The sequence below is a fragment of the Kaistella sp. genome (assembly GCF_032060305.1).
Taxonomy (GTDB): Bacteria; Bacteroidota; Bacteroidia; order Flavobacteriales; family Weeksellaceae; genus Kaistella; species Kaistella yananensis.
Map to the genome: position 1 here is coordinate 1 of NZ_DAMBHK010000056.1, position 16,155 is coordinate 16,155.

General features: G+C 39.2%; 14 protein-coding genes. 8 read left to right on the forward strand and 6 right to left on the reverse strand.

Annotated features, from left to right (window positions below):
- Window positions 1-9: 9 nt before the first annotated feature.
- The gene (gene frr, locus V5N63_RS08575) at window positions 10-564 is read right to left on the reverse strand and encodes a ribosome recycling factor (RefSeq protein WP_332033612.1); all 555 of its coding nucleotides are present in this window, start codon (window positions 562-564) and stop codon (window positions 10-12) included.
- Window positions 565-650: 86 nt separating this feature from the next.
- Window positions 651-1,358, reverse strand: a complete 708-nt coding sequence (pyrH, locus tag V5N63_RS08580; RefSeq protein ID WP_332019783.1) for a UMP kinase — start codon at window positions 1,356-1,358, stop codon at window positions 651-653.
- Between the two features lie 133 nt (window positions 1,359-1,491).
- Here pyrH and porQ point away from each other — a divergent pair, with 133 nt between their 5' ends.
- From porQ to V5N63_RS08605, 5 genes are all read left to right on the forward strand, one after another.
- A complete protein-coding gene (gene porQ, locus V5N63_RS08585; RefSeq protein ID WP_332033613.1) occupies window positions 1,492-2,490 on the forward strand; it encodes a type IX secretion system protein PorQ in 999 nt (332 codons plus the stop codon).
- A gap of 72 nt (window positions 2,491-2,562) precedes the next feature.
- Window positions 2,563-3,237, forward strand: coding sequence for a (d)CMP kinase (cmk, locus tag V5N63_RS08590; protein WP_332033614.1), 675 nt, complete (start codon window positions 2,563-2,565; stop codon window positions 3,235-3,237).
- Between the two features lie 107 nt (window positions 3,238-3,344).
- A complete protein-coding gene (locus V5N63_RS08595) occupies window positions 3,345-3,728 on the forward strand; it encodes a YtxH domain-containing protein (protein ID WP_088469126.1) in 384 nt (127 codons plus the stop codon).
- Between the two features lie 82 nt (window positions 3,729-3,810).
- Entirely contained in the window at window positions 3,811-4,119 is a 309-nt protein-coding gene (locus V5N63_RS08600; protein ID WP_332021425.1) for a phage holin family protein, read from the forward strand.
- 3 nt (window positions 4,120-4,122) lie between these two features.
- A complete protein-coding gene (locus tag V5N63_RS08605; protein WP_088469124.1) occupies window positions 4,123-4,620 on the forward strand; it encodes a phosphoribosyl-ATP pyrophosphatase in 498 nt (165 codons plus the stop codon).
- 21 nt (window positions 4,621-4,641) lie between these two features.
- Here V5N63_RS08605 and V5N63_RS08610 read toward each other — a convergent pair whose 3' ends face one another.
- Window positions 4,642-5,370, reverse strand: a complete 729-nt coding sequence (locus V5N63_RS08610; RefSeq protein ID WP_332033615.1) for an RNA methyltransferase — start codon at window positions 5,368-5,370, stop codon at window positions 4,642-4,644.
- Here V5N63_RS08610 and tamL point away from each other — a divergent pair.
- From tamL to V5N63_RS08625, 3 genes are all read left to right on the forward strand, one after another.
- Window positions 5,356-7,917, forward strand: coding sequence for a translocation and assembly module lipoprotein TamL (tamL, locus tag V5N63_RS08615; protein WP_332033616.1), 2,562 nt, complete (start codon window positions 5,356-5,358; stop codon window positions 7,915-7,917). The genes V5N63_RS08610 and tamL overlap by 15 nt on opposite strands.
- Window positions 7,918-7,994: 77 nt before the next feature.
- Window positions 7,995-8,699, forward strand: a complete 705-nt coding sequence (locus tag V5N63_RS08620) for a hypothetical protein (protein ID WP_332033617.1) — start codon at window positions 7,995-7,997, stop codon at window positions 8,697-8,699.
- A gap of 91 nt (window positions 8,700-8,790) precedes the next feature.
- A complete protein-coding gene (locus tag V5N63_RS08625) occupies window positions 8,791-11,016 on the forward strand; it encodes a M20/M25/M40 family metallo-hydrolase (protein WP_332033618.1) in 2,226 nt (741 codons plus the stop codon).
- Window positions 11,017-11,076: 60 nt separating this feature from the next.
- Here V5N63_RS08625 and V5N63_RS08630 read toward each other — a convergent pair whose 3' ends face one another.
- Genes V5N63_RS08630 through V5N63_RS08640 form a run of 3 tightly spaced genes read right to left on the reverse strand, consistent with a single transcriptional unit; the run spans window position 11,077 to window position 16,072 of the window.
- Complete coding sequence (locus V5N63_RS08630) at window positions 11,077-13,683, reverse strand: DNA gyrase/topoisomerase IV subunit A (RefSeq protein WP_332033619.1); 2,607 nt, start codon at window positions 13,681-13,683, stop codon at window positions 11,077-11,079.
- Window positions 13,684-13,687: 4 nt separating this feature from the next.
- Window positions 13,688-14,170 carry a hypothetical protein gene (locus V5N63_RS08635; RefSeq protein ID WP_332033620.1) on the reverse strand — a complete coding sequence of 161 codons (483 nt, stop codon included), beginning with the start codon at window positions 14,168-14,170 and terminating at the stop codon, window positions 13,688-13,690.
- Between the two features lie 18 nt (window positions 14,171-14,188).
- Window positions 14,189-16,072, reverse strand: a complete 1,884-nt coding sequence (locus V5N63_RS08640; RefSeq protein ID WP_332033621.1) for a DNA topoisomerase IV subunit B — start codon at window positions 16,070-16,072, stop codon at window positions 14,189-14,191.
- Window positions 16,073-16,155 lie beyond the last annotated feature (83 nt).

Genomic DNA, 16,155 nt, shown 5'->3' on the forward strand with positions numbered 1-16,155 from the left:
CAGGAAGCATTATACTTTCATAATTTCCGCTTCTTTAACTTTTAAATGTTCGTCGCACATTTTAACATATTTATCAGTCACCAACTGAATTTTTTCTTCAGCATCTTTAATAAGATCTTCTGATACGCCATCAAGCTTTTTAAGTTCTTTCATTCCATCCTGTCTTGCATTACGAATAGTAATCTTGGTTGATTCTGTCTCCGCTTTCGCCAATTTTGTAAGTTCCCGTCTTCTTTCTTCTGTTAAAGGAGGCACATTCAGGATGATATTTTCACCATTATTCATGGGTGCAAAACCAAGATTTGAGTTGATAATGGCTTTTTCAATAGCTCCAATAGCTGTTCTGTCCCAAGGTTGAATGGAAATCGTCATCGCATCGGGCACCATTACATTAGCAACCTGGTTAATGGGAGTTGATGCGCCGTAATACTCCACCATCACATCCTGCACCATTGTTGTGGATGCACGGCCTGCTCTGATTTTTTGAAAAGCATGGTCAAGATGTTTCATCGCCGCATCCATTTCCTGCTTCACCATATCAATAATCATTTCTAAATCTTCCATAACGTGTTTGTTTTCAGTTTTTTATTCCAGAATGTTTTCCCTTCATTAATCTGGAAATCGGTCTGGATTATTTTTAAAATTTTGATTTATATATTTACAAGTGTTCCGATATTTTCACCTTCCACAATTTTCAATAGATTTCCTTCTTTGTTCATGTCGAAAACAATAATCGGTAATTTATTTTCGTGGCTTAAGGTAAAGGCAGTCATATCCATAACTTTCAAGCCTTTTTCGAAAACTTCATCAAATGTTAATGAATTAAATTTCACGGCGTTATCATTTTTTTCCGGATCTGAATCATAAATTCCATCGACTCTTGTTCCCTTCAGAATTACATCAGCACCAATTTCGATGGCTCTGAGCGTTGCCGCAGTATCTGTGGTAAAATATGGATTTCCGGTTCCCGCACCGAAAATAACGACTCTACCCTTTTCAAGGTGTCTCGTTGCTTTTCTTTTGATGAAGGGTTCTGCAACCTTATCCATTTCAATCGCAGATTGAAGACGGGTGTAAATCCCGGCATCCTCCAGTGCTCCCTGCAACGCCATCCCATTAATCACGGTGGCCAGCATCCCCATGTAATCTCCCTGAACTCTGTCCATTCCTTTAGCAGCTCCTGCCAAACCACGAAAAATATTTCCTCCACCAATCACAATGGCAACTTCGCAGCCTTTATCGACTACTTTTTTTATTTCAGCAGCATATTCTTTAAGCCGGTCATTGTCAATTCCGTACTGTCGGTTTCCCATCAAAGCTTCACCACTAAGTTTCAGAAGAATTCGTTTATATTTCATTTTTTCTATTTTATCTCTTTTTTGCTCTGCAAATATAAGGAAACGCAAATAATCTCGTTAATAGAATTATATTTACAAGAAATATTTTTGATAAATTTTTAAAAAAATTATTTTTGCAAACATAAATACGAATTTGAAAAAAATTATCTCCGTTTCGGTTCTTCTTTTTACCACCATTTTGTTAGCTCAGGAAGGAACAAATGTGTACCCGTTTCTCAACATTCCGGTGTCTGCAAGACAGGCCGCTTTGGGAGGCGATGCTGTTTCGGTACGGGATTACGACGTAAGTTTCGCAGCCGTGAATCCCGGTTTAATGAATCTTGAACAGGATGAAATGATTTCGCTGAACTATGCTTCGTATCTCTCCGATTCTAAATACGGAACCATCAGTTATGTAAAAGATTTGGAAGAAGGTCATTTAGTAAGTCTCAATGCACGATACATGGACTACGGCAAAATGCCGAGAACCGACGAAAGCGCTGTAATTGATGGTGAATTCGGAGCGATGGATGCTTCAATCGGATTAGGCTACGCCTACCAGTTCGATGAGGACTGGACGGTTGCAGGAAGCGCCAGTTTCGTGAGTTCAAGAATCGACAATTATACTTCGATGGCTGTGGTAGGAAATGCTGGAGTAACATATCATAACCGACAGAGTAACGAAACGCTTGCACTAGTATTCAGGAATTTCGGGTACCAATTCAAAACTTACAATGGATTGCGTGAAAATGTAGCATTCCGCGTAGATTTGGGTTATACCAAAATTTTAGATGAATTTCCAGTCGCGCTTACAATTACCGCCCACGATTTACAGAAACTGAATATTTCGCAGGATTATAACAACAATGGTCAGGAAATTAGCTGGAGCAGAAAAATCACCGATCACCTTTCTTTTGGTGCAGAATTGTTTCCGCAACAGGCTTTCAACATCCGTTTTGGGTATAATGTAAAGCGCGGAAATGAACTTGCGGTGCTCGACCAGCGAAGCTTTTCAGGCCTTTCTGCAGGTTTCGGGATTAAAATTTCGTCCTTCCGGTTTGATTATGCCCATGTGCGTTATCACAACTCATCTAATGTAAACCTCTTCGGTCTTACTTTAGATTTAATTGAAGTGGGCGGAAACCGACGATAATTTCCATTTAAAACTTTCTAGTCTTCACATCATCGGTTTCGCAAATTCAAAAAAAATCATGAAATTTGCGGCATGAGAAAACCTGTTATTGCCATCGACGGCTATTCGTCCACCGGAAAAAGTTCAATATCAAAAGTTATTGCAGAGCGGTTGGGGCTTGTTCATATGGACACAGGAGCACTGTATAGGGGAATTACTTATTTCGCTCTTCAAAACTGTCTTAATGAATCCGGTGAAATCGATTTGCCGTTGCTTTTCTCTAAATTAAATGAAGTGCATCTTGAGTTTTCGGAACTTGAGAATGAACTTGTTCTGCTTCTCAACGATAAAGACGTTTCCAAAGAAATCAGGTCAAATGAAGTTTCATCACAGGTAAGTTTAATTGCCTGCCAAAAGGAAGTGCGCGATTTTTTAATGGAAACCCAGCGCTCCATCGCAGCCAAAGGCGGTGTGATAATGGATGGCCGCGACATCGGCACCGTTGTTCTGCCCAATGCCGATTATAAATTTTTTCTCACCGCCAGTATTGAAGAACGGACAAAACGTCGTTTTCTGGAACTGCAGGGTTTGGGCATGCCCAGTGAGGAGCATGAAGTAAGACATAATTTAATCACCCGTGACAAAATCGACAGTGAGAGAACCGTAGCTCCTTTGAAACAAGCTGACGACGCAATCCTGATTGACAATTCAAATTTAACAAAACAAGAGACCATTGACCTCATTCTTTCCTTCATTAAAGACTTTTAACATAATTTTAAGAATGGGGTTTGTTTAATTGGTATATAAATTGTAACTTTATGAGAGATGAAAAAAAGCATCAAACATTAATTATTAACTATTAAAAATTATCTAAAATGTCTAAAAAAGGAAATAATGCAGCAGGAGTTTTGGCAGGTCTACTTGCAGGTGCTGCGGCAGGTTTAGTTCTGGGAATGCTTTACGCTCCGGAAGAAGGTACTGAAACGAGAAAAAAAATTAAGAATAAAGCAAACGAACTGAAAGATCAGGCAGTTGATCAGTACGGTAGAGTTTCTGAAAAAGCGAAAGAGCAGTTTCAGGATGTTTCCGGCAAGGTAAGAGACCAGTATGGTAATATCTCTTCTCAGGTAAAAGAAACTGCCGACAAAGTAGTATCTTCAGTAAAAGAAGGGTACGATAAATACAAAGACCAGGCAATTGCAAAAACAACTGAAGTGGTAAAAGATGTAGAAAATGAATTAGACGGACTTAAATCTTAATTGAACTTCCGTTTTATTCCATTAAAATAAAAAGGAACTTTAATTCTAAGTTCCTTTTTTTGTAACTTTAAACAAAAATATTATGCTAGACCTTGTAAAAGAATATGCTGCAAAGCGACTGGATCTTCTTAAAATGGAAGCTACAGAAAAATCTTCGGTTACCGCAGGAACTTTTACTTTTTTGGCAATTGCTGCAGTGGCGGCCATATTCTTCTTAATATTGCTCAATATCGGGTTAGGTTTGCTCATCGGTTCTTACTTAGGCAATTACGCTTATGGTTTGCTTATTATGGCAGGATTTTATCTTCTTATCATTATTATTGTATTCCTTACAAGAAATTCGATTAAAAATGCAGTAGCCAACAAAATTATTCAATCACTAAACAGTTAAATAATGGGAACCAAATACAGCAGCCTGGAAGAACTCCGTCGAAAAAAAGAATTACTTAAAAAAGAAGTTACCGAGATCGAAGAATTAATTACATTCGACAATACAAAGGAAAGCTTAAGCGCCTTCACCAACGGTTTTACAGATAAATACCTAAAAGAGGAAATTAAACCAGATGGTGCCACCAGCATTTCTTTAAATACCAACGAGATTGTAAAAGAATTTTCCAACAGCGTTAAAGATACGGTACTCAACAGAAACGCCGTTTACGGCTTTGCCAAAAGCGATACCGGAATGAATTTGGTAGAAAATGCCCTGAAAATCGGTGCCGTAACTTTTGTCGGGAATTATGCCAGAAAAAGTCTTTACAACACCAGCTGGAAGAAAAAAGCCATTGGTCTTGCACTGATTTATCTCGCACCCATTGCATTGAAATACGTGCGCGAAAAACTTGAGCAGTATCAGAGAAACAGAACAACCTCGAGCCTTGAGCAGTTGATTTAATAAAAGCCCCAATGCGTTTTTTTATTTTTCCGAAAAAATTTGTCCCAGAATTATGCCCGCCGCCATCGAAACGTTCAGGCTTTCTGTAGCACGGGATTTACCAAAACGGGGAATTGTAATTTTATCGGTTAAAAGTTCTTCGGTTTTCGGGCGTATTCCGTTGCCTTCATTTCCCAAAACCAAACTGAATTTTTCCGGAAATGAATATTGATACAGGTTTTTTCCGTCCATATCGGTTCCGATAATGGCTGAAGAAGAATTCTGAAGATAGGCCTGAATATCTTCATAAACAATATTGACGCGCAGAAACGAACCCATGCTTGCCTGAATGACTTTGGGATTATAAAAATCTACGGTGTCTTCGCTGCATATAATCTGTTCAATCCCGAACCAATCGGCCAGTCTGATGATCGTTCCCAGATTCCCGGGATCCTGAATACCGTCGAGAATGAGCTGTATTGAAAAATGCGGTAAAGTTTTTGCTTCTCTAAGTTCGCAGACCGCTACCGAATCTTTCGGGTTTTGCAGAAAGCTTATTTTTTTTAATTCGGTTGGGGAAACAGGAGTAATATGTACATTTTCAACTGAAAATTCATCTGGATTTACCGTGTAAATTTCGCTGATTTTATAATGTGACGAGGGTATTTCTTTAATTGTTTTATTGCCTTCAACCAAAAACAAATTGTATTTTTGTCTGAACTTCTTTTTGTCTAAAGACTGTAAAATTTTTATTTTATGAGCCGTAAGCATTTATCAAAATATTTTCAAAAGTATTACATATTTTTCGCATCTGCAATTACTGTATTTTTTCTGTACGCCTGCAGCACGACAAAAAAAGTTCCCGAGGGCGAATATTTGTTAACAAAAAACAATTACCGTTACGAGGACGGAAAGATTTTAGATGATGAAGTTCCTAATTATGTAAGCCAGAAACCCAATAAAAAACAGCTTTTTCTTTTCCCTATCGGGCTTTGGATGTATAATGCAACCAACCCGAAATATGATTCGATTCTGAATGAATATATGACATATCCCTCCGAAATGAGAAACCAGAAACTTCGCGATTCTCTTTTCATTAAATACGAACATCCGGAATACGTGGGAAAAAGTTTGTTTTATGAGCGTTTCATGCACAATATAGGTCAACCTCCCGTAATTTTGGATCAGGGAAAAACTGAAACAAGCGCCAATTCTATCCGTAAATTTTTCGTGTACAAAGGTTATTGGGATGCCGATGTAAAATTCAGTCATGAGCTGGATTCTGCCGCAAAAAAAGCGCAGGCAAATTATCTGATTACTCATAAGGATCCTACCTATATCAGCGATTACTACTATAATATTCCCGATCCTAACATCAGAAATATCTACGAAGAGGACTTAACGAAAAGTCTTGTAAAAGGCAAACAAATCCTTGATCAGAGCACGTTGGAAAAGGAGGTGAAAAGGATCAATGACCTGATGAAAGACCGTGGATATTACAAATTCAATAATTCCAACGAAGAAATTTATTTTACAGCAGATACGCTTCAAAGCAGGAAAAACGTACCGCTTACCATGGATATCCACAAAGATTCTATGGATTCTCGCTACAAAATAACCACGATAGGTGATATTAAAGTTCATTTGCTAGAAAAACTTGCAGATTCTACCGAAACGGTAAAGGATTCCCTTTTAGGAATCAACTTTTATAAATTGGATGATCAGTTCAAAACAATGGCACTGTGGAGACCAATTATTTTAAAGAAAGGCGACGTTTATCAGCAGCGCAATCTGGATCTTACGAAACGGAATATCTCTTCTATGAACAATTTCAGCATCATTAAATATGATGAAATTTTACGTAAAGGTAATGACAGTATTCTGGATGTAAGTTATTATCTCGCTCCACTTCCGAAATACGATTTAAAGATTGCTACAGACATTAATTACTCGCAGATTCTCAACTTCGGGGTTTCTCCGTCGGTTGATTTAACGACCAGAAATGTCTTCGGCGGTGCCGAAAACTTAACGACCAGTGTGTCAGGGATTTTTGGTTCTATTGTAAATACCAAGAATCCGGATAAACGAAGTTTGGCCTATGAAATTTCTACGCAGGCCTCTTTAAATTTTCCCAGACTGTTAATGCCTTTCAAAACATGGCGGCTGATTCCTAAACGCTACTCTCCTACTTCATCGATTGTGCTGGGAGCTTCGGTTCAGGATAATATTGGTCTTGGTAGAATTGGTTTTAATGCAGGTTTAAATTATTTCGCGAATGTAAATGATATTGTTTCCCACCGGCTTTCTTTATTCACTACCCAGTTGAGTATTACACGCAACAAAGACCGTTATTATGATTTCTTTCCTGCAGATGCGGTGGTAAGAGAAAATATATTCCAGAATTATTCGCCTGCGCTTTATCAGGATTTTGTAAACGGACAAATCTCTTCCGATGATTTTTCTACCATAATCCTGAACGACACCAATTATCAAAATTCTTTAACGGGCGATGATCTGTCACTTTACAATACATTCAGACAATCACTTATCAACAAAGACCGCCAGACTCAGGACGTGCTGATTTCATCAATGATTTACAATGTAATTTACAATGAAATTGGTAAAAAAGACCGGCCAAATCCTTTCTATCTGAACGCCAAAGTCGAACTTGCCGGTAATGCTTTCGCACTGTTCAAAAGTAATCCAAGAGAAGTCGGTGTGATTTCAGGTGAAACCAAAAAGATTTTCGATATTCCGTATTCTCAGTTTGTGAAATTTGATGTTGATGTACGCAAATATTTCACCTTTTTCAATAACAAACATACGCTGGCCTTACGACAGTTTATCGGGGTCGGAATTCCGTACGGAAATTCTTCTACCATGCCTTTTGTGAGATCTTATTTCAATGGCGGTTCCAACGACATTCGGGCTTGGAGGGTTTTTGGAGGTTTAGGTCCTGCAGATTCGCAGCTCGACGAAAAAATCCGTTCCTACATCATGGACAATGTTAAACTCACCACCAATATTGAATACAGAATGCCTTTTACCCCAATGTTTGAAGGCGCTGCTTTCATTGACGCGGGTAATATTTGGAGTTTAAAAGACAGCGGTTTTGGCGACGAATTTAAATTCAACAAATTCCTGTCACAAATGGGCGTTGGAACGGGTGTAGGTTTAAGGGTGAATGTCGCCTACATTACTTTAAGACTTGATGCGGCATATAAAGTTTATGATCCGAATCAACCTGTTGGCGACCGCTGGGTTCTTGGCAACACCTGGAAACCGGTACTCAACTTTGCTTTTGGATATCCATTTTAGTGATAATTTCTATTTTGCATATTTTTTATTAATTTAACAAAATAATTAATATTTGTTTACGTTTAATAAGAAAAACTATGAAATTAACATTAAACTTGCCACTTAGCATTATTCTTTTAGCAGCGGTATCGTGCAGAACAGACGAATTGCCAACGCCAAATGTTACCGAAGATCCTTTTTTTAACCTTAATGTTGGTAATAAATGGGTTTATAAAACGTACAGAAATCCTGATTTCACAAATCCACAAAGTTCCTCCACATTCACAGGAAGAATTGATTCTGTAAGTATTGTCGGCAAAGAAAACATTCAGGGATTCACAGTGGCAAAAGAGCGGACTAAGACCCATTTCCCGAATTCAAATTTAAATGGCAATGTGAGTTACAGATATTTGAGGGTAAATACAAAAGGTCACTTGGTCTCCTATCCTGCTTCGGGTAATATCGACATTTCTGAAACAGGTGGACATGTGCTCCATCCAGGCATGGATATTAATTACATATATAATAATCCCATTTTTGACCTTGGGCCCGGCTCTCCGATTATCGGAAATGTGCTATACCAGTTGCAAAACGAATCAAATATCATTGTAGAAGGAACATCTTATACTGTTTTTCCTTATAAAGGGGTTTTTACCCCTATCAGCACTACAACTGGTCTGTTGCCTAAAACACAGGATATTTCGTATAAAAAAGGCTTAGGCTTAGTTAAAGAAATCTGTCATGCCGTATATGGAAATGATTATCTTGAAACCAGACTCGTTTCTTCAAAAATTATTTATTAGGAAAAAAATTCAAAATCATTGATATTCATAAAATTGCCAGAATTAGTTTTGGCAATTTTTATTTATATTTGATATCAACCAATATCAAATTATGAATTTCTCCACAAGGTCATTTTGCATTGCGCTGCTCGGCGCTACTATGCTGGTTTTTTCGCAGGAAAGAAATCTCAGAAATATTCAGAAACTTACTTTCGGTGGCGATAATGCTGAAGCTTATTTTTCACCCGACGGAAAAAAACTTACGCTGCAGGTTACCAATCCCACGATTGGTGCACACTGTGATCAGATTTATCTTTTAGATTTAAATCAGAAGAATATTTCAACGAAAGATTTAAACCTTATTTCAACAGGAAACGGCAGAACAACATGTTCTTTTTTTATGCCCGATGGAAAACATGTCATATATGCTTCCACCCATGAAGCCAACAAAAAATGTCCGGCAAAACCAAAACCGCGCACAGACGGCAAATATCTTTGGCCGATTTACGAAGAATTTGATATTTATGAAGCTGATTTAAACGGTAAAATCACAAGAAAATTTACCGATTCTCCGGGTTATGATGCGGAAGCGGTGGTTTCCCCAGACGGCAAATACATCGTTTTCACGTCAATCAGAAGTGGCGATCTCGAATTATGGCGGATGGATATTGACGGAAAAAACTTGAAACAATTGACTTTTGGATTGGGTTACGATGGAGGTGCTTTTTTCTCACACGATTCCAAAAAACTGGTCTTCCGTTCATCCAGACCTAGTACCGCGGCGGAAATTAAGGAGTATAAAGACCTTTTGGCAGAAAACCTTGTAGCACCCACCAACATGGAGATTTATACCATGAATATCGACGGTAGCGGCCTCAAACAGATTACAAATCTCGGTAAAGCAAACTGGTCGCCGTATTTTCATCCCTCGGATAAGAAAATTTTATTTTCATCGAACCACCATTCCACGAGAGGTTACGATTTCCAGATTTATTCCATTGATTTAGACGGAAACAATCTTACCCAAATCACCTATGAAAGTGAGTTCAATGCATTTCCGATGTTTTCACACGACGGAAAAAAATTGGTATTCTCGAGTAACCGCCAGGCCGGAAAAGCCCATGAAACCAATATTTTTATCGCCGATTGGGTAGAAACAGACCATCATGAAAATGTTTCTGAACAAAACCTTAAGAAAACAGTTTCCTATCTTGCATCTGATGAGTTAAAAGGCCGATTGGCAGGAAGTGAAGGCGAGAAAAAAGCTTCAGAATTTATTTCCAAAGAATTTAAATCCCTGAAATTAAAGCCCCGCAACGGAAAAAGTTATTTTCAAGACTTCACTTACGACCTGAAACTTAATCCGCACGAGGAAAGTTCCGCCGTTAAAATTAACAGCCGTAATGTCATCGGATATCTGGACAACAAAGCATCAAAAACCATCATCATCGGAGCTCATTATGATCATCTTGGCCTTAATGAACACCACAACTCTACCTTGATGAATTCCTACGGGCAAATCCATAACGGGGCAGATGATAACGCTTCCGGAGTTTCTGCGGTACTGGAGTTGGCCAGAATGTTTTCTCAAAATAAAACAAAAGAAAAAGCAAACTATGTTTTCGCACTTTTCTCAGGTGAAGAAGATGGATTAATGGGATCAAAAAAATTCGCTGAAGAGGTAAAAAACCACTATCCGAACGTTATTTCCATGATTAATCTCGATATGATCGGTCGTCTGAACAAAGACAAAGATCTGACGGTTGGCGGTGTAGGAACTTCGCCTGTTTTTGGGGAGATGATTAAAAAATATAAACCAGCAGGATTTAATCTGGCGATTGACAGCGCTGGTGTGGGTCCGTCGGATCATACGAGTTTCTACCTGAAAGACATTCCTGTTTTATTTCTCTTTACGGGAACCCACAGCGATTACCACAAACCGACAGATGACACAGAAAGGGTTAATTTCACAGGATTGCGCAACATTACCCATTACGTTTTCAATTTAGCCAACGGATTGGCCGAGGTTGAAAACATTCCTTTTACTAAAACCAAAATCTCTCAGAGCAAAGCCATCCCGAAATATAAAGTAACACTGGGAATAATGCCAAGCTATGCGGATTCCAAAGAAGGCCTACAAATCGACGGTGTTACGGAAAAAAGACCTGCAGACCTGGCGGGAATCAGAGCCGGCGACGTTCTCATTCGTATCGGAAAATGCGAAGTCAAAGAAGTGTACAGTTATATGGATTGCCTTTCGAAAATAAATTCAGGCGACGAACTTCCGGTAGCTGTCCTAAGAGATGGAAAAGAAATGACGGTGAATGTGAAGTTTTAAAATAAGTTAAATAAGAAAGGCGCTTTTCGGAGAGCGCCTATCTTATTGATTTTTCAATGCTTACTCTTCATCAAAAAGGTTTCCAATAGTGCCTTCATCCGGAAAATCAGCGTCTTTTACATCTTCATCAATGAATGAAATGTGACCTTCGGTACTTTCAACCACATCAAAACCCGGATTTATTTCTTCGGTAGGTTCTGGAATAGTGACGTTGATGCTTTTTACTTTACTTTTCGTCAATTGATTACCAATCGCCTTGATCCCTTTCACAGCTATAAACTCATCAACAATGATGGTTTCCGGATCTTTTTCTTTGCCTTTGTCTTTGGCGAAAATAATTTCTGCAGTAGAATTATTGGCCACGATTACCTGCTCAATAAACGATTTCGGGTGTTCTGAAGGCATGAAATTCTGGATATTCGTATTGTTTTCGAGCAGAAATCTCTTGATAAAGTAAATCTGCTTCTCACCATCAAAGTAAATCGCGGTAATAGGCTGTTCCGGATTCCATTTTTCGAGAATCAGATATTCATCATCGAAGCGGTTCATCAGGTCAAATGAAACAAGTTTTGCCTCGCCCTGCGCATTGATGGTGAGTATTTTATCGTCGCCTTTGAAACTTCCGAGCAAAGTTCCGCGTGCATCAGCGTTCAGCCTTCTCACAGTATCATCGAACCAGATTTTTCTCGGTGCCAGGGTTGAATGACCTTCTTCCTTCATTTCAACTTTTTTAATGGCGTATTTGGTCACCAGATTTCCTTTGGAATCGCGGCCTTTAATTGCCAGCTCCGAGAAATCGATTTCCATTTTATTCTTTCGTATCCTGGCGTTAGGTTTCAATAAAACCGTAACTACTTCGGCTTCGCCATTGGGATTTGCAGAAAAATACAGCATTTCTGAACCTTTCTTTTCGGAGGCCAGTTTGTAATCTGTATTCCTTGTAACACCGGTTACCGAAAATCTTTTCATGTAATAAGCGCCATCTCTGCCTTCACGGTAAATCATGTTGTAAACGGTGCGCTTGTCATTTTTTTTCCACACGGCAACATGTACGATATTTTTGCCGATAAAGGTTTTTGCTTCCACTTTCACCACTTTCATGGTACCGTCTTTCTGGAAGGTGATGATATCATCAATATCTGAACAGTCGAAAAGATACTGGTCTTTCTTTAAAGATGTTCCAATGAATCCTTCTTCGAAATTGGCATAGAACTTTTCGTTGGCTACTGCAACTTTTGTCGCGTCAATAGTGTCGAAAATTCTCAGTTCTGTCCGTCGCTCCTTGCCTTTTCCGTATTTTTTCTGGATGTTGATGAAATAATCGATGGCATAAGTGATCAGGTTATTCAGATGATGTTTTACCTGTTCTATTTTGCCTTCCAGATTCAGTAAATTCTCGATGGCTTTATCCTGGTCATATCTCGAGATCCGCATAAACGGAAGTTCGGTAAGCTTAATGATATCCTCGGTCGTAACAGTCCGCAAAAGGTTTTTGGTAAAAGGTTTCAGGGCTTTGTCAACCGCTTCATACACTTCTTCTTTTGAAGATTTACCTTTAATTTCCTGGTAAATTTCGTTTTCGATAAATATTTTTTCGAGACTTGCAAAATGCCATTTTTCCTGAAGTTCATTCAGCTCAATCTCCAGTTCTTTTTTAAGGAGAGCAACCGTATGATCAGTATTTCTTCTTAAAATCTCTGAAACGGTTAAAAATTCAGGTTTATCGCCGACGATGACGCACGCATTGGGTGAAATTGGGATTTCGCAATCGGTAAATGCGTACAGTGCATCGATGGTTTTATCTGGCGAAACATCGTTATTGAGATGAATGTTGATTTCAACCGTATCCGAAGTGTTATCCTCAATTTTCTTGATTTTAATCTTCCCTTTCTCGTTGGCTTTGATGATGGAATCGATGAGATCGCCGGTATTTTTACCGAAAGGAAGTTCGGTAATGCAGAGCGTGTTTTTATCTTTCTGAATGATTCTGGCTCGTGCACGTATTTTTCCGCCTCGTTCGCCATCGTTATAATTGGAAACATCGAGCATGCCGCCGGTAAGAAAATCCGGGAAAAGTTCAAATTTCTTTCCTTTCAGATGGGCAATAGAAGCGTTGATCAGTTCATTAAAATTATGAGGCATAATTTTGGTGGAAAGTCCCACCCCGATACCTTCAACGCCCGACGCAAGGAGTAACGGAAATTTTACAGGCAGATCAATTGGTTCATTGTTTCTTCCGTCATAGGACTTCGCCCACTGCGTGGTTTTCGGGTTGAAAACAACTTCCAGCGCGAACGGGGTAAGCCTTGCTTCAATATATCTTGCTGCAGCGGCAGAATCTCCGGTAAAAATATTTCCCCAGTTTCCCTGCGTATCGATCAGTAATTCTTTCTGGCCAATCTGCACCATCGCATCGGTAATCGAGGCATCACCATGCGGGTGATATTTCATGGTATTCCCCACAAGGTTTGCTACTTTATTGTAGCGGCCGTCTTCCAGCTCACGCATGGAGTGCATGATGCGGCGCTGTACAGGTTTGAATCCATCAAAAATTGAAGGAATTGCCCTGTCCAGAATTACGTAGGATGCGTAATCTAGAAACCAGTTTCTGTAAAGACCGGAGACTTTTTTCAGGGATTCTTCGTGGTGATTTTCTTGTTCTTCCATCAACTTATAGCTCTCTCTTATTTTCTTTGTTTTCTCTGATGACTTTGCTTAATGAGAATTTCAGGTCTTTCAGTTCCTTTTTACTCAGGTAAGATACATCGTATTTCAGGGTTATAATTTTATTTTTTTTACTTGAAATATTTATATACAGTTTCCTGAAAATCAATGCATCAATAATTTCATAGCTGATGAGTTTGTATTTCGGAAACTCATCACTTATCGCTTTCTCGTAAAATAATACGTTTCGGTTTTTAAAATTCAAAGCTTCGCCGTCACTGTCGTATTCGAAAATCTGCCGTCCTCTCAGGTAAAATATCAATCCGAAAATGCTTGGAACGATGATGAGCAAGGCAGTAGTGCCTCTTCCAAGAAAGTCAAATTTGAAAAGTTCCATAAAGAATGCACCACAGCCTAATACGAAAATAAGTAAAATCGTGGTGCTTATAAAATTATAGAAACCTGCTTTGTTGCGGTTATTGAGTCTCATCGATGTGTTACAGATTACTTAAACTTCGGCATCTTCCAGAATTTCTTTTTTATCAATATCCGGATCTTCCACCACCAGATTTTGCAGGATAAACTGCTGCCTGTCGGGCGTATTTTTTCCCATATAGAACTCAAGAAGCTGATCAATCGTTTGGTCTTTTCCTAAAACTACAGGTTCTAGACGGATGTCTTTCCCGATAAAATGTTTAAACTCATCAGGCGAAATCTCGCCAAGACCTTTAAACCTAGTTATTTCGGGGTTTTTGCCGAGTTCATTTAAGGCTTTTATCCTTTCTGCTTCGGTATAGCAGTAGCGGGTTTCTTTCTTGTTTCTTACCCTGAATAAAGGAGTTTGGAGGATATAAAGATGTCCGTTTTTAATTAAATCCGGAAAAAACTGCAGGAAGAAAGTAATCATTAGCAAACGGATGTGCATGCCGTCGACATCGGCATCGGTTGCGATAATCACGTGGTTATAGCGCAGATCTTCCAGTGAATCCTCAATATTCAGCGCTGCCTGCAGCAGGTTGAATTCTTCATTTTCGTACACTACTCTCTTAGTCAAGCCATAACAGTTCAGCGGCTTTCCTTTAAGCGAAAAAACCGCCTGGGTTTCCACATCGCGCGATTTTGTAATAGATCCTGATGCCGAATCACCTTCAGTTATGAAGATCATGGTCTCCCCTTTTCTTACGGCTTTCTGATCATTATAATGTTCGCGGCAGTCGCGCAGTTTTTTGTTGTGAAGCGAAACCTTCTTCGCCCTTTCCCGCGCCAGTTTCTGAATTCCTGAGAGCTCTTTTCTCTCCCTCTCGGAAATAATGATTTTACGGTGAATCGCTTCTGCAATTTCCTGATTTTGGTGCAGGAAATTATCGAGTTTATTTTTTAAGAAATTGGTAATAAAAGTTCTTACGGTTTCCTTTCCTGGCTCCATTTCGTTGGAACCGAGTTTGGTTTTGGTCTGTGATTCGAAAACCGGCTCAATGACTTTAATGGCAACTGCCGCGATAATAGATTTGCGGATATCAGCAGCTTCAAAATTTTTATTGAAATATTCGCGGATGGTCTTTACATATGCTTCACGAAAGGCATTCAAGTGCGTACCACCCTGCGTGGTATTTTGTCCGTTTACGAAAGAGAAATACGTCTCCGACTGTGACTTATCCGAATGGGTAATCGCAACTTCAATATCATCGTCCTTCAAATGTACGATCGGATAAAGAATGTCGCCTTCGATCTCCTCCTGCAAAAGGTCTTTCAGACCGTTTTCGGAAAAATAAGTTTCGCCGTTGAAGATTATTTTCAATCCAGGATTCAGGTAACAGTAATTCTTGAGCATCTTTTCGATATACTCTTTCCTGAATTTAAAATGGGTGAAGATTGTGGCGTCGGGAATAAAAGTAATTTCGGTTCCGTTTCTTTCCGAGGTCTCAATTTCGGCATTATCGGTCGTGATAATTCCTTTTGAAAACTCCGCTACTTTCACTTTTCCTTCCCTTACCGATTTTACGCGGAAATATTCTGAAAGTGCGTTCACCGCTTTGGTTCCGACACCGTTAAGACCTACTGATTTTTTAAAAGCTTTGGAGTCATATTTACCTCCGGTATTCATTTTAGAAACTGCGTCAACTACTTTCCCCAAAGGGATTCCACGCCCATAATCGCGGATCGTGGCTTTGCCTTCGTCGATTTTAATTTCAATTCTTTTTCCGGCTTTCATCACGAATTCATCGATGGAATTATCGATGATTTCCTTGAGTAAAATATAAATCCCGTCGTCTGCAGAAGACCCGTCGCCCAGCTTTCCGATGTACATACCGGGACGGATCCTGATATGCTCCTGCCAATCGAGGGTTCTGATGTTATCTTCGGAATAGTTTACAGTGTTGATTTCGCTCATGGTTTTTCGCAGAATGCTTTTAAAAAATTCAGTAACTCACAAAAATAGCGAAACTAAGTTTATATTTAAAATTTTGTGGAAAA